The sequence below is a fragment of the Dorea longicatena genome (assembly GCF_025150085.1).
GTDB lineage: Bacteria > Bacillota > Clostridia > Lachnospirales > Lachnospiraceae > Dorea_A > Dorea_A longicatena.
Window position 1 is genome coordinate 1,312,637 of the sequence record NZ_CP102280.1, and the last position, 16,219, is coordinate 1,328,855.

General features: G+C 42.3%; 12 protein-coding genes. 11 read left to right on the top strand and 1 reads right to left on the bottom strand.

From position 1 onward, the window contains the following. Window positions 1–6 precede the first annotated feature (6 nt). The 3 genes from NQ508_RS06215 to NQ508_RS06225 are packed head-to-tail and all read left to right on the top strand — an operon-like array spanning window position 7 to window position 3,223. Window positions 7–702, top strand: coding sequence for a tRNA (adenine(22)-N(1))-methyltransferase (locus NQ508_RS06215; protein ID WP_006426750.1), 696 nt, complete (start codon window positions 7–9; stop codon window positions 700–702). A gap of 19 nt (window positions 703–721) precedes the next feature. Continuing rightward, window positions 722–1,516, top strand: a complete 795-nt coding sequence (locus tag NQ508_RS06220) for a Nif3-like dinuclear metal center hexameric protein (RefSeq protein ID WP_006426749.1) — start codon at window positions 722–724, stop codon at window positions 1,514–1,516. A gap of 39 nt (window positions 1,517–1,555) precedes the next feature. Continuing rightward, on the top strand, window positions 1,556–3,223 hold the full coding sequence (locus tag NQ508_RS06225) for a nucleoside kinase (protein WP_022416063.1): 1,668 nt from the start codon (window positions 1,556–1,558) through the stop codon (window positions 3,221–3,223). A gap of 135 nt (window positions 3,224–3,358) precedes the next feature. On the opposite strand, the gene aroC is transcribed toward NQ508_RS06225, so the two are convergent. After that, a complete protein-coding gene (aroC, locus tag NQ508_RS06230; protein WP_006426746.1) occupies window positions 3,359–4,456 on the bottom strand; it encodes a chorismate synthase in 1,098 nt (365 codons plus the stop codon). Between the two features lie 225 nt (window positions 4,457–4,681). Between aroC and NQ508_RS06235 the strand changes: the two genes are divergently transcribed. The 8 genes from NQ508_RS06235 (at window position 4,682) to ilvB (ending at window position 16,204) form a co-directional block, all read left to right on the top strand. Then, window positions 4,682–6,241, top strand: coding sequence for a L,D-transpeptidase family protein (locus NQ508_RS06235; protein ID WP_155115955.1), 1,560 nt, complete (start codon window positions 4,682–4,684; stop codon window positions 6,239–6,241). 19 nt (window positions 6,242–6,260) lie between these two features. Next, window positions 6,261–7,394, top strand: coding sequence for a tRNA guanosine(34) transglycosylase Tgt (gene tgt / locus NQ508_RS06240; protein WP_006426744.1), 1,134 nt, complete (start codon window positions 6,261–6,263; stop codon window positions 7,392–7,394). Window positions 7,395–7,484: 90 nt separating this feature from the next. Then, the gene (gene yajC / locus NQ508_RS06245; RefSeq protein ID WP_006426743.1) at window positions 7,485–7,793 is read left to right on the top strand and encodes a preprotein translocase subunit YajC; all 309 of its coding nucleotides are present in this window, start codon (window positions 7,485–7,487) and stop codon (window positions 7,791–7,793) included. A gap of 303 nt (window positions 7,794–8,096) precedes the next feature. Beyond that, entirely contained in the window at window positions 8,097–10,349 is a 2,253-nt protein-coding gene (gene pflB, locus NQ508_RS06250; RefSeq protein WP_006426742.1) for a formate C-acetyltransferase, read from the top strand. A gap of 180 nt (window positions 10,350–10,529) precedes the next feature. Further along, window positions 10,530–11,270, top strand: a complete 741-nt coding sequence (gene pflA / locus NQ508_RS06255; protein WP_022416067.1) for a pyruvate formate-lyase-activating protein — start codon at window positions 10,530–10,532, stop codon at window positions 11,268–11,270. Window positions 11,271–11,655: 385 nt separating this feature from the next. Further along, window positions 11,656–12,741 (top strand): 3-isopropylmalate dehydrogenase, encoded by a 1,086-nt coding sequence (leuB, locus tag NQ508_RS06260; protein WP_006426738.1) that lies wholly within the window; start codon window positions 11,656–11,658, stop codon window positions 12,739–12,741. 80 nt (window positions 12,742–12,821) lie between these two features. Continuing rightward, complete coding sequence (ilvD, locus tag NQ508_RS06265; RefSeq protein WP_006426737.1) at window positions 12,822–14,495, top strand: dihydroxy-acid dehydratase; 1,674 nt, start codon at window positions 12,822–12,824, stop codon at window positions 14,493–14,495. A 23-nt stretch (window positions 14,496–14,518) separates the two neighbouring features. Beyond that, entirely contained in the window at window positions 14,519–16,204 is a 1,686-nt protein-coding gene (gene ilvB, locus NQ508_RS06270) for a biosynthetic-type acetolactate synthase large subunit (RefSeq protein ID WP_044919617.1), read from the top strand. Window positions 16,205–16,219 lie beyond the last annotated feature (15 nt).

Here is a 16,219-nt window from a genome sequence, read left to right on the forward strand (position 1 = left end):
GCGCCTATGGAACTATCAAAGAGACTGCAGGCAGTTGCAGATCTGGTGACAGAGGGCGCTTCTGTTGCAGATATCGGTACAGATCATGGTTATATTCCTATTTATCTTATAGAACACAATATAGCCGGAAAGGTGATCGCACTCGATATTAACAGAGGCCCGTTGGAGAGAGCCAGAATGCATGTGGTCGGACATGGACTGAAAGGGAAAATAGAGACAAGACTTTCGGACGGACTTGAAAAAGTGCTTCCGGGAGAAGTGGATACAATGATCGCTGCAGGCATGGGTGGAGGACTGGTGATTAAAATTCTGACAGAAGGATATCCGGTAGTAGAAATTTTGGATACAATGATCCTGCAGCCGCAATCTGAGATTGGTAAGGTGAGAAGATTTTTAAATGAACATAATCTTCAGATTACCGAGGAAAATATGGTTGAGGAAGATGGAAAATTTTATCCAATGATGAAAGTCATACACGGAAAAAAAGAAGAATATACAATATGTGAATATACATATGGCAAACGTCTGCTTTTGGAACAGCATCCTGTCCTGAAAAAATATCTGGACAGAGAGATGCAGATTAAAGAGAGTGTATTTCAACAACTTTTTAAACATCAGAACAGTGCAAGTGCTGCCGAGAGAATGGAAGAACTGAAACAGGAAATCATACTGACACAAGAGGCTTTAAAGTATTACGAGTAGAAGAAAGGGAGTATGTAAGATGTTGTGTAAAGATGTAATGTATGAGATTGAGAAAGAATATCCGCTTAATTATGCGCTGTCGTGGGACAATGTAGGACTTCTGGTGGGAAGAGATGATAAGGAAGTAAAAAGGATTTATATTGCATTAGATGCCACAGATGAAGTAATAGATGAAGCTGTCAGGACAGGAGCAGATATGTTGATTACACATCATCCGATGATATTTTCACCGATTAAGAGAATCCATAATCTGGATTTTGTCGGAGAACGTATCTTAAAACTGATACAGAACGATATTTCTTATTATGCTATGCATACGAATTATGATGTACTGGGAATGGCAGACCTTTCCGGGGATAAGATGAATATGAAGAATGCAGAAATTCTGGAAGTAACTGCAGAAGGGGATATTGGGAAAGAAGATGAACCCGAAGGGATCGGAAGAGTATCTGATCTTGAGACACCGATGACTCTCAGAGAATGCTGTGAAGATGTGAAGTCTGCATTTCATCTGGGGGCAGTAAAGGTATTCGGTAATCTGGAAGAAAAAGTAAAAAGAATAGCAATCTGTCCGGGTTCCGGTAAAAGTGTGATTCAGGCGGCACTGGATAAGAATGCGGATGTTCTGATCACAGGAGATATCGGACATCATGAAGGAATTGATGCGGTAGCCCAGGGACTGGCAATCATCGATGGCGGACATTATGGGATTGAACATATCTTTATTGAAGATATGAGACAGTATCTTGAAAAACATCTCAGTGAGGTTGAGATTGTTGCGGCACCGATCAGTCATCCGTTCCTGATCGTCTGATTCCATACATAACCCGGAGAGAAGAAATGAGGTGCAGGTATGAATGAAGTTTTTTATACAGTTCAGGTAGGGGACTGTGACAGAAAGTTTCGGGAAGGAACAACATATCTGGATATTGCAAAAGAATATCAGCATGAATATGAGCACGATATAGTATTAGTATTTGTTGATGGAAGGTTACAGGAATTATTTAAAACATTAAAAAAAGACTGTAAACTTGAGTTTGTGACGACTGCAGATTCGCTTGGATATAAAGCGTATCGCAGAAGTATGAGCCTGATGCTCGTAAAAGCGGTATATGATGTGGCAGAACATAAGAATATCGATAAAGTCCGTATTCATTATTCTGTAAGTAAAGGGTATTATTGTACGATAGAAGGCAATATAGAACTCACACAAGAGTTTCTGGATAAGGTAGAGAGACGGATGAGGACAATGGTAGAAAAGAATCTGCCGATTCAGAAAAAAAGTGTGCATACAGACGATGCGATTGCAATGTTTGGAGAGCATGGGATGCATGACAAAGAACGATTGTTTCATTATCGAAGGGTATCACGTGTGAATATTTACAGTATGAATGAATTTGAAGATTATTATTATGGATATATGGTTCCGAGTGCCGGATATTTAAAATATTTCAAATTATATTTGTATGATGAAGGGTTTGTAATTCAGATGCCGACCCAGGGTGAGCCGGAAAAAGTACCTCCGTTTGAACCACAGAACCAGCTGTTTCATGTGTTACAGGAATCAACGAAATGGGGAGATGCTCAGGGAATAGAAACGGTAGGTGATTTGAACGATAAAATTACCAGAAGTGATGTGAATGAACTGGTACTGGTACAGGAAGCGCTTCAGGAAGAAAAAATAGCGCAGATTGCGGAACAGGTCAGAGTACGTTCGGATGTTCGGTTTGTACTGATCGCGGGGCCGTCTTCCTCCAGTAAGACAACGTTTTCTCATCGTTTGTCTGTACAGCTCAGGGCGAATGGACTGTGCCCGTATCCAATTGCAGTGGACAATTATTTTAAAGAACGTGAAGAGACTCCGAAAGATGAGAATGGCAATTATGACTTTGAGGGGCTGGGAGCGGTAGATGTAGAACTGTTTAATCGTCAGCTTCAGGAACTTCTCGATGGAAAAGAAGTGGTAATACCAGAATTTAATTTTGTCACGGGACACAAAGAATATAAGGGCAGACCGAAAAAGTTAAAGGAAAATGAAGTGCTTGTAATAGAAGGAATTCATTGCCTGAATCCGGAATTAACCAGAAATCTTCCGGATGAGAACAAGTTTAAAATATATATCAGTGCACTCACGCAGCTGAATATTGATGAACATAATCGGATTCCGACAACAGATGGGCGTCTGATCCGCAGAATTGTCCGAGATGCGAGAACGAGAGGAACTTCTGCAAAAGAAACTATCCGTATGTGGCCGTCTGTACGAAAAGGTGAGGAGTGTAATATATTCCCATATCAGGAGGAAGCGGATGTGATGTTCAATTCTGCATTGATTTATGAACTGGCAGTATTGAAACCATATGTAGAAGCACAGCTTTTTGGAATTGAAAGAGAGTGTCCGGAATATCTGGAAGCGAAACGCTTGTTAAAGTTCCTGGATTATTTTGTAGGGATCGGAAGCGAGAATGTGCCGGCAAATTCACTTTTAAGGGAGTTTATCGGTGGCGGATGTTTCCATGTATAATGTATAAAGTATAAATGCAAAAGAACCTGTCATCGTCAGCTTCTTTTGCATTTTTTGGTATAACAAAGTATGCAAGAGAAGTTGCCGGTGGCAAGTTCTATGTATCAACATGCGTTCGGAAGAAGCAGTCACCTATTAAAGATAAATATTTTTGAGATATTCAATACGCGAAGTCATATTCTGCATCAGAAGATCTGTAAGTGTAATTGCAGCCATGGATTCCACTACAACAACCGCACGTGGAACGATAACCGGATCATGTCGTCCAGAAATAGCAATTTCGATGTTTTCTCCGGCAGTGTTTACTGTTTTCTGTGGTTGGGAAATAGAAGGTGTCGGTTTGATGGCTGCACGTAATATAATGGAACTTCCATCGCTGATACCGCCGAGAATCCCCCCACTATGGTTGGTCTGCTTCAAAACTTGTCCGTTTTCGGAGATGAAAGAATCATTGTTGATACTTCCTTTGGAAGATGTAACAGAGAATCCATCACCGATTTCTACACCTTTGACAGCCCCGATTGACATAACGGCTTTGGCGAGGGAAGCATCCAGTTTGTCAAAAACGGGCTCCCCGACACCTGCGGGCATACCTTCAATAATACATTCAATCAGACCGCCGGACGAATCCTGATCAGAAATACATTGTTCCAAATAGGCAGCTGCCTGCTGTGCGTATTCCGAATTTGGCATATAAAGGCGGTTTTCATTAATTACAGAATAATCATAGGCATCGGAAGGAATGGATACAGGACCGATTGCTTTGGTATAGGTAGTAAGTTTTATTCCAAGACATTCAAGAATGCGGGAAGCGACAGCTCCGCCGGCAACGCGTCCAATAGTTTCTCTTCCGGAAGTACGTCCGCCGCCGCGATAGTCGCGTAAACCGTATTTTTTATCAAATGTATAATCGGCATGCCCCGGACGATAGCAGTCTTTGATATTGCTGTAATCATGAGAACGCTGATCGTTATTACGGACTACGAGAGAAATAGGTGTTCCGGTCGTATACCCTTCAAAAACGCCGGAAAGAATCTCGACTGTATCCGATTCTCTGCGGGCAGTAGTGAATTTGCTTTGACCAGGTTTTCTGCGGTCAAGAAATGCCTGTATATAATCAGTGGTGAGAGGAATCCCGGCGGGACATCCGTCTACGACGACTCCGAGAGCCGGTCCATGGGATTCACCCCAGGTTGTGATCCTGAATAAAGTTCCAAAAGTTGATCCTGCCATATCTGTGTCTCCTTAGTTCGTATGTATTCGGTCATAAAAGATTGTGTTATTATATAAAATATATTATATAAAAAAAGCATCGAAGCCGCAATCATAAATTATTTATAAAATATCTTGTGAAAAAATTTGGATTTTATCTGTACTTTTCTATATATGCATATTATAATTAGAAAGCATGAACTTTATTATAAGCAGGTAAATTTCATTGTAGAGGAGTTAGAATTAATGAGCATTAGAGAAAAACATACAGATAAAATGGAAGAAATATTAGAGAAAGAAATGTATGCGGATGAGGGATTTTCAGAAATTGATGAAGAGGATCAGAGACCTGAAACACAGAAAGTAATGAAACAAGAAAGAAGACAACAAAGAAAAAACAGAAGAAAAAACTGGAAATTGCGTAATAAGATAGCAATTGTACTTTCGCTGATCGTTTCGGTCATTGCAATTGGTTATGTGGGTACGGCAGTATTTTACAGTACACATTTCTTTTCAAAGACTGTCATTAATGGAATAGACTGTTCGAATAAGAATGTAAAACAGGTAGAGGAATATCTGGAGAAAGAAGTTGCAGATTATAAACTGACATTACTTGAAGCCGATAATAAAACAGAAGTAATTGAAGGAAAAGACATATCATTAAAGTATGTACCCGGAAAACAGGTAGAAAAACTGATAAAAGGACAGAATCCGTTCCTGTGGATCGAGTCGTTATGGAAAGGCCGCAATATGAAGGCAAAGATCGGGGTAGAGTATGATGAAAGCGCATTAAAAACGCAGATTGCAAATCTGGAATGCATGAAAGAAGAGAATCAGATTGCACCGGTTAATGCACATCCGGAATTCAAGACGGACAAATTTGTGGTTGTACCGGAGACGGATGGTACAACGATCAAGACTGAAGAGTTCCGTAAGGCAGTAATAACCGCAGTGAACGGGGCAAATGAAAAGCTTGATCTTTTAAAAACAGGCTGCTATGAAAAGCCGGCTTACACATCAGATTCCAAAAAGGTAACAGAAGCCTGTGATGCAATGAACAAATATCTTGGAGCAACGGTTACCTATGATTTCAAACCGAATACAGAGGTTGTCGATTCTTCTATGATATCTAAGTGGGTTAAAGTTGACGATGATATGAATGTGACATTCGATGAAAGTGCTGTGAAAGAATACGTTCAGTCACTTGCAGCAAAGTATGATACAAAGGGAAAAGAAAGAACATTTACATCAGCAAGCGGTAATACCGTTACGGTTTCGGGTGGAAGTTACGGATGGAAGATTGATCAGGAAGCAGAGTACAATGCGCTGATCGCGAATATTCAAAAAGCGGAAACAGTAACAAGAGAGCCCAATTATTCAAGCCGTGCAGCAAGTCATGATGGAAATGATGTGGGAAATACTTACGCAGAGGTTAATCTGACAACACAGCATATGTATTATGTAAAAGATGGGCATATTGCTCTGGAGACAGATGTTGTAACGGGAAATCCAAATAAAGGAAATGCAACTCCGACCGGTGTCTATTCGCTTGCATATAAAGCAAAAGATCAGACGCTTAAGGGAACGAAAAAGGCAGATGGTACTTATGAGTATGAGACGCCTGTAAAATACTGGATGCCGTTTAACGGAGGTGTCGGTTTCCATGATGCATCATGGCAGCCTACATTTGGAGGCAGCAGGTATCAGACAAATGGATCACATGGATGTGTAAACATGCCGCCTGAGATGGCCGGAAAATTATTCGAACTTATTTCGGCAGGAACACCGGTGGTAGTACATAATTAGAGAAAAAGGAAATATAATCATGTATGAATTAATCAAAAAAGACGGCCTTGCAAAAAGAGGACGGCTGCATACGGTACATGGGGTCATCGAGACCCCCGTGTTTATGAATGTCGGTACGGCAGCTGCAATTAAAGGGGCTGTGGCAACTACGGATTTGCAGGAGATAAAGACGCAGGTAGAATTATCAAATACTTATCATTTACATGTGCGTCCGGGAGACGAAGTGGTAAAAAAATTGGGCGGACTTCACAAATTTATGAATTGGGACAAGCCGATTCTTACCGATTCGGGCGGATTTCAGGTGTTTTCACTTGCGGGACTGCGCAGAATCAAAGAAGAGGGAGTGTATTTCAATTCCCATATTGACGGACATAAAATATTTATGGGGCCGGAAGAGAGTATGCGGATTCAGTCGAATCTGGCATCTACGATAGCGATGGCATTTGATGAGTGCCCGTCGAGTGTAGCTGACAGGGAATATATAGAAAAATCTGTGGCGCGTACGACCAGATGGCTTGTACGATGTAAAAAAGAAATGGAACGCCTGAATTCGCTTCCGGATACAATTAATAAGCATCAGATGCTTTTTGGAATCAATCAGGGCGGAGTATATGAAGATATCCGTATCAAACATGCGGATGAGATTTCAAAACTGGATCTGGATGGATATGCGGTTGGCGGACTGGCAGTCGGTGAATCGCATGAAGAGATGTACCGGATCCTGGATGCAGTTGTTCCCCATCTTCCAGATCATAAACCGACTTATCTGATGGGAGTCGGAACTCCGGTGAATATTCTGGAAGCAGTTGACAGAGGCGTAGATTTCTTTGACTGTGTGTACCCAAGCAGAAATGGAAGACATGGACATGTGTACACGAATCATGGAAAACTTAATCTGTTCAATGCCAAATTTGAGCTGGATGACAGACCGATTGAAGAAGGATGCCAGTGTCCGGCATGCCGCAATTATTCAAGAGCATATATCAGACATCTGTTAAAAGCAAAAGAAATGCTGGGAATGCGTCTGTGTGTGCTTCATAATCTGTATTTCTATAATACAATGATGGAAGAGATCCGTGATGCAATCGATCATGACTGTTATAAAGAGTATAAAGAGAGAAAAATTGCCGCTGTAACGGGCAAGAATGAATAAAATAATGAAAAAAGCATAAAAAACCTTGCTGAATGTGAGGTTTTTGTGTATGATAGCAATAGTGTTTAAAGATGAGTAGGAGGAAAAGAGATGTTTTCATTAGCAGCACAGAGCTCCAGCGGTACAAGCTGGGTTATTTTAATTGTTGTATATGCAGTTATTTTCGGAGGATTCTACATGATCTTCATGAGACCTCAGAAGAAAGAACAGAAGAGAGTTCAGGCAATGATCAACGAGATGGAAGTCGGAGATACAGTACTGACAACAGGCGGATTTTACGGTGTACTGATCGATATCAGTGATGAAGATGTAATCGTAGAATTCGGAAGCAACAAGAACTGCCGTATTCCAATGCAGAAAGCAGCAATCGCACAGGTTGAAAAAGCATCTGCAGAATAAAATGCAAAAGAATGGAGAATCTGTATAATGTGCAGGTTCTTCTTTTTTATACAAAAATATGTAAGAGGGATCAGAATGCCAACGTCAGTTCCTCCACATCTTTTAGTGCCCAAAAGGTAAAATTGTGCCTGGAAAAATGCGAAATAAAGCGATATTGTTCGTATAAATATACACAAATTGCACAAAATTGCATACAAGGGCGATTTTGAAAACGATTATCAGAATAAGCCTTGATATTTTCTTCACGAAATGGTATACTGACGGCGCACAAGAAAATGAAAGATAGGAAAGGGGAACAAAAAGATGGCACATTTTGAGCAGTGGGCTGGTTTTAAAGGAAAAGAATGGGTGAACTCAGTTGACGTTCGCAGCTTTATCCAGGAGAACTATACACCATATGAAGGAGACGAATCCTTCCTGGAAGGACCAACAGAAGCAACCGATACATTATGGGGTAAGCTTCAGGAACTTCAGAAAGAAGAGCGTGCAAAGGGCGGCGTTCTTGATATGGAAACTGAAGTAGTATCTGGTCTTACAGCATATGGCCCAGGATACATCAGTGAAGAGACAAAGGATCTTGAGAAGGTTGTTGGTCTTCAGACAGACAAACCTCTGAAGAGAGCTTTTATGCCATACGGTGGAATTAAGATGGCTGAGCAGGCTTGTACAACTTACGGTTATCAGCCAAGCGAAGAACTTCATAAGATCTTTACAAAATATCATAAAACACACAACCAGGGAGTATTTGATATTTACACACCTGAAATGAAGAAAGCAAGACACAACAAGATCATCACAGGTCTTCCGGATACATACGGAAGAGGACGTATCGTTGGTGACTACCGTCGTGTAGCTCTTTATGGTATCGACTTCCTGATCGAGAAAAAACAGTATGACTTTGAGCGTTATGCAAGACACGGAATGAAGGGAACAGACTTCCGTCTTCGTGAAGAGCTTGCAGATCAGATCAAAGCTCTGAAAGAAATGAAAGAAATGGCAGCTGTATATGGCTATGACATTTCACAGCCGGCTAAAGATGCTCACGAAGCAGTACAGTGGCTGTACTTCGGATATCTTGCAGCAATCAAGACTCAGAACGGAGCTGCAATGAGTGTTGGACGTATCTCTACATTCCTTGATATCTATATTGAAAGAGACTTAAAAGCTGGAAAGATCACAGAAAAAGAAGCTCAGGAATTAATCGACCACATGGTAATGAAATTCCGTATGGTTAAGTTCGCAAGAATCCCATCATACAACGAACTGTTCTCAGGAGACCCTACATGGGCAACACTGGAAGTTGGTGGACTTGGACAGGACGGACGTTCTATGGTAACAAAGAACGACTATCGTTTCCTTCACACACTGAAGAACATGGGACCTTCACCAGAACCAAACCTTACAGTACTTTACTCTTCAAGACTGCCAGAGAACTTCAAGAAGTTCGCAGCTCTGATTTCGGTAGAAACAAGCTCAATCCAGTATGAGAACGATGATGTTATGCGTCCGGTATGGGGCGATGACTATTCAATCTGCTGCTGCGTATCTGCTACAGAGACAGGTAAAGAGATGCAGTTCTTCGGAGCTCGTGCAAACCTTGCTAAGTGTCTGTTATACGCTATCAACGGTGGTGTTGATGAAAAGAACAAAGTTCAGGTTGGACCTGCTTACAGACCAATCACATCTGAGTACCTTGACTTCGATGAAGTAATGGAAAAATACGATGCTATGATGGAATGGTTAAGCAAACTGTATGTTGATACACTGAACATGATCCACTATATGCATGACAAATACTACTATGAAGCAGCTCAGATGTCACTGATCGACACAGATGTTAAGCGTTCATTCGCAACAGGTATCGCTGGATTCTCTCACGTAGTAGATTCACTTTGCGCTATCAAATACGCTAAGGTTAAAGCTATTCGTGACGAAGACGGAATCACAAAAGATTTTGAGATCGAAGGAGACTTCCCAAGATACGGTAACGATGATGACCGTGCAGATGACATGGCTATCTGGCTTCTGAAAACATTCATGCACAAACTGAACAAGTGCCACACATACAGAAATTCTGTACCTACAACATCAATCCTTACAATTACTTCTAACGTAGTATATGGTAAGGCTACAGGATCTCTTCCAGATGGAAGAAAAGCAGGAGAACCACTTTCACCAGGTGCTAACCCATCTTACGGTGCAGAAAAGAGCGGACTTCTTGCATCTCTTAACTCTGTTGCTAAGCTGCCATACGAGCTGGCTCTGGATGGTATTTCTAATACTCAGACAATCAGCCCAAGTGCACTTGGACACACAGATGACGAGCGTAAAGAAAATCTTGCACGTGTAATGGACGGATACTTCGATCAGGGAGCACATCACCTGAACGTTAACGTATTTGGTACAGACAAACTGGTTGACGCTATGGAACACCCAGAGAAACCAGAATACGCTAACTTCACAATCCGTGTATCTGGATACGCAGTTAAGTTCATCGACCTGACTCGCGAACAGCAGTTAGACGTTATCGCAAGAACTTGCCACGATCATATGTAAAAGCTATGAGCTATGCATCAGATGAGACAGATGTTATAATCAAGCTTGCTTGAATTATGATATCTGGATCAGACGATATACGGCGACAGCCGTCAGCGAGATGAAGCAAAGCGGAATCGAGCTGCGCATGGCGGAGTACATGGCGAATTACATGTAATAAATAAGAAAAGGAGCAAAACTATGACCCAAGGATATATTCATTCTTTGGAAAGTTTCGGCTCCGTTGACGGTCCAGGTGTCCGGTATCTGATATTTACGACCGGCTGTGCAATGCGCTGCCAGTTCTGTCATAACCCGGACACATGGAACATGAATTCAGGGACTCTCTACACAGCAGATGAACTGATTGATAAAGCCTGGAAATACCGCACTTACTGGGGAAGTAAGGGCGGTATTACCGTCAGTGGAGGCGAACCGCTTCTGCAGATCGATTTTCTGCTGGAGTTGTTCCAGAAAGCCAAAGAAAGAGGAATCAACACGACACTGGATACCTGCGGGAATCCATTTACAAGAGAAGAGCCATTCTTCAGTAAATTCCAGGAACTTATGAAGGTGACAGATCTTGTGATGCTAGATATCAAGCATATTGATGACGAACAGCATAAGATCCTTACCGGACAGACGAATAAGAATATTCTTGATATGGCAAGGTATCTTTCTGATACCGGAAAACCAGTCTGGATCCGTCACGTCCTGGTTCCGGAAAGAAGCGATAAAGACGAGTATCTGCACAGACTTCATGACTTTATAGAAACACTTGATAACGTAGAGAAAGTTGAGGTTCTTCCATATCATACACTTGGTGTATATAAATGGAAAGAACTGGGAATCCCGTATCAGCTGGAAGGCATTGATCCGCCATCGAAAGAGCGTGTGGAAAATGCGAACCGGATTCTTGAAACAGCGAAATATCATGCATAGAATCTGCCGCTGGCAGTTGTATACTTTGGTATCTACAGGACCTGCCACTGGCAGCTCTTTACGAATGCATGGCAATAAAAATTACGGAGCACATAGAAATATGTGTTCCGTAATTTTTTTGTTATACCAAAGTATGCAAGAAAAGTTGCCAGTGGCAAGTTCTCTGTATCATGCAATTGTAAAAAGCTTCCGGTTATCAAAGAGATTGCAAGAATGTATCGAGTGGATAGAAATCAACAAAGTGTACAAGAAATATGATAAAAAGTCTTTTTTAGTATGTAAAATGTAGCAATTTGTCAATTTAGCCAATTAAAGTCTTGAAACATGCATAAAAATACGATAATATTATTTTTATAGATTTTTACCGAAGGAAGGAAGAAGAACTATGAATCTTAAAATTGGTGTGATTAAGGGAGACGGAATTGGCCCGGAGATTGTAACGGAGGCAATGAAAGTTCTGAATAAAGTTGCAGAAGTATATGGACATACCTGTGATTATACACAGTTACTCATGGGGGGAGCATCCATTGATGTTCACGGAGTACCGCTTACAGATGAGACGATCGCCGAGGCAAAAGCATGTGATGCAGTTCTGATGGGTTCCATCGGAGGAGATGCAAAGACATCTCCATGGTACAAGTTAGAGCCATCCAAGAGACCGGAAGCAGGACTTTTAAAGATCAGAAAAGCGCTGAATCTTTTCGCAAACTTAAGACCTGCAGTGCTTTATGATGAACTGAAAGGTGCATGCCCGCTGAAAGAAGAGATTACAGAAGGCGGATTTGACATGATGATCATGAGAGAGCTGACCGGCGGTCTGTACTTTGGAGAGAGAAAGACAGAAGAAGTAAATGGTGTAATGACAGCACAGGATTCTCTTACATATAATGAAGAAGAGATTAGACGAATTGCAAAACGCGGATTTGATATTGCAATGAAACGCCGTAAGAAAGTCACAAGTGTAGATAAAGCGAATGTACTGGATTCTTCCAGATTGTGGAGAAAAGTAGTAGAAGAAGTTTCAAAGGATTATCCGGAAGTAACAGTTGAAAATATGTTGGTAGACAACTGTGCAATGCAGCTTGTAAAAGATCCGAAACAGTTTGACGTTATCCTTACAGAGAACATGTTCGGAGACATTCTTTCAGATGAAGCAAGTATGGTGACAGGATCGATCGGAATGCTTGCAAGTGCCAGCTTAAATGAGACAAAATTCGGCTTGTATGAACCAAGTGGTGGATCTGCACCGGATATTGCAGGAAAAGGAATCGCGAATCCGATCGCAACCATCCTTTCAGCAGCAATGATGCTCCGTTTCAGCTTTGATCTGGACAAAGAAGCAGATTCGATCGAAGCAGCTGTTTCAAAAGTATTAAAAGACGGATATCGTACGATTGATATTATGTCGGACGGAAAGACTCAGATTGGTACAGAAGAGATGGGAAGTCTGATCGCAGCAAACATTCAGTAATTGTCTGCTGCATAGAATTACGGATTTACAGAGTTATATAGAAGAAATTGAATAGAAAGACAACAGGAGGATAAAAAAGAATGAGAAGTGATACAGTAACAAAAGGAAAACAGCAGGCGCCTCACCGCTCGCTGTTCAATGCACTCGGACTTACCGAGGAAGAGATGAACAGACCACTGGTCGGTATCGTATGTTCATACAATGAGATCGTACCTGGACATATGAATCTGGATAAGATCGCAAATGCAGTAAAACAGGGAGTTGCCATGGCAGGCGGTACACCGATCATGTTCCCTGCAATAGCAGTCTGTGACGGAATCGCAATGGGACATATCGGAATGAAGTATTCTCTGGTAACCAGAGACCTGATCGCAGATTCTACAGAGGCAATGGCAATGGCACATCAGTTTGATGCGCTTGTTATGATCCCGAATTGTGATAAGAACGTACCGGGACTTCTGATGGCTGCGGCAAGAATCAATGTTCCAACTGTATTCGTCAGCGGAGGACCGATGCTTGCAGGACATGTAAAAGGACAGAAGAGAAGTCTTTCCAGCATGTTCGAGGCAGTAGGAGCAAACGTTGCAGGAACGATGTCAGATGCAGATCTGTGCGAATTCGAGAACAAAGTATGTCCGACATGCGGATCATGTTCAGGAATGTACACAGCGAACAGTATGAACTGTCTGACAGAAGTACTTGGTATGGGACTTCGTGGAAATGGAACAATTCCGGCAGTTTATTCAGAAAGAATCCGTCTTGCAAAGCATGCAGGTATGAAGGTTATGGAACTTCTTGAGAAGAATATCCGTCCAAGAGATATCATGACGAAAGAAGCAATCCTGAATGCACTTACGGTTGACATGGCACTTGGATGCTCTACCAACAGTATGCTTCACCTCCCTGCAATCGCACACGAAGTAGGAATGGATTTCGAGATTGATTTTGCAAATGGAATCAGCGAAAAGACACCGAACCTCTGCCACCTTGCACCGGCAGGCCCGACATACATGGAAGATCTGAACGAAGCCGGCGGTGTATATGCAGTTATGGCAGAGCTGAATAAGAAAGGCCTTCTGCATACAGAATGTATGACAGTTACAGGAAAGACCGTTGGAGAGAATATCGAAGGCGTGGTCAACAAAGATCCGGAAGTAATTCGTCCAATTGATAATCCATACACACCAACAGGCGGGCTTGCAGTATTAAAAGGAAATCTTGCGCCGGACGGAAGCGTTGTAAAACGTTCCGCTGTTGTAGACGAGATGCTGGTACACGAAGGACCTGCAAGAGTATTTGACTGTGAAGAAGATGCAATTGCAGCGATCAAAGGTGGTAAGATCGTTGCCGGTGACGTTGTCGTTATCCGTTACGAAGGACCAAAGGGAGGCCCTGGAATGCGTGAGATGTTAAATCCTACATCTGCAATCGCAGGTATGGGACTTGGCTCAAGTGTAGCGCTGATCACAGACGGACGTTTCAGTGGTGCATCCAGAGGGGCATCTATCGGACACGTATCTCCGGAAGCAGCTGTTGGTGGACCAATCGCACTGGTAGAAGAAGGAGACCTGATCCAGATCGATATTCCGAACCTTTCTATTCATCTGGATGTATCCGATGAAGAACTTGCGAAGAGAAAAGCAAACTGGACTCCGAGAGAACCAAAAGTTACAACCGGATATCTTGCAAGATATGCGGCAATGGTTACTTCTGGAAACAGAGGAGCAATTCTCGAAGTTCCAAAAGCAAAATAAATCATGACAGGGGAATGAATGGTATGCAGTTAACAGGATCACAGATCGTAATTGAGTGTTTGAAAGAGCAGGGCGTCGATACCGTATTCGGTTATCCGGGCGGAGCGATTTTGAACGTATACGATGAATTATATAAGCATAAAGATGAGATTACACATATCCTTACGTCACATGAGCAGGGTGCTGCTCATGCGGCAGACGGATATGCAAGAGCGACAGGAAAAGTCGGTGTATGTCTTGCAACCAGCGGACCGGGTGCAACAAACCTTGTAACCGGAATTGCAACCGCATACATGGATTCGATTCCGGTCGTTGCAATTACCTGTAATGTAGGAGTATCACTTCTGGGAAAAGACAGTTTCCAGGAGATCGATATTGCAGGTGTTACAATGCCAATCACCAAGCATAATTATATTGTAAAAGATGTCAATAATCTGGCGGATACGATACGTAAGGCATTCGTGATAGCCAAAGAAGGAAGACCGGGACCGGTCCTGATCGATATCCCGAAAGATGTAACTGCGAACAAAGCAGAATTTACAGCACAGGAACCAAAGGTTGTAAAACCATCCGAAAATATCTGTGAAAAAGATCTGGAAAGTGCAGTACGTATGATCCGGGAGTCAGAGAAACCATACATATTTGTCGGTGGCGGAGCGGTATTATCAGGAGCCAGCAAAGAATTATATGAATTCGTAAAGAAGGTAGATGCTCCGGTTACCGATTCCCTGATGGGAAAAGGAGCATTCCCGGGAACAGATCCGTTATATACCGGAATGCTCGGAATGCATGGAACAAAGGCATCCAACTACGGAGTCAGTGAATGTGATCTTCTGATCGTCGCAGGAGCAAGATTCAGTGACCGTGTAACAGGAAATGCAAAGAAATTTGCCCAGAATGCAAAAATCTTACAGTTTGATGTAGATGCTGCAGAGATGAATAAAAATATTCTGATCACAGAAGGTGTGGTCGGTGATCTGAAAGTCGTTCTTCAGAAGATGAATGAGCGTCTGGAACAGCAGGATCACAAGGCATGGGTAGAACAGATCATGTCTTACAAAGAGAAATATCCGATGACCTATCATCCGGATGTGCTTAGCGGACCGTTTGTTGTAGAAGAGATCTACCGTCAGACAAATGGTGAAGCAATCATTTCGACAGAAGTCGGACAGCACCAGATGTGGGCAGCACAGTATTATAAATATACAGAGCCAAGAACACTCCTTACCTCAGGAGGACTTGGAACCATGGGATATGGTCTTGGAGCTTCACTTGGAGCCAAGGTCGGAAGACCGGAAAAGACCGTTGTCAATATCGCAGGTGACGGATGTTTCCGTATGAATATGAATGAGATCGCTACCGCGGCACGCCATAATATTCCGGTGATCCAGGTAGTGATTAACAACCATGTACTTGGTATGGTCCGCCAGTGGCAGAACCTGTTCTACGGACAGCGTTACTCGGCTACTGTACTCAATGATGCCGTAGATTTTGTAAAACTTGCAGAAGCTATGGGAGCAGAAGGAGTACGTGTGGCAACCCAGGAAGAATTCAAAGAAGCATTTGCGAACGCGTTAAAGAGCGGACATCCGGTGGTGATCGACTGCCAGATTGACAGTGATGACAAGGTATGGCCGATGGTTGCCCCTGGCGCCCCGATCAATGAAGCTTTTGATGAAAAAGACCTGGAAGCAAAAAATGCAGAATAGTAAAAGAAAAAAGTA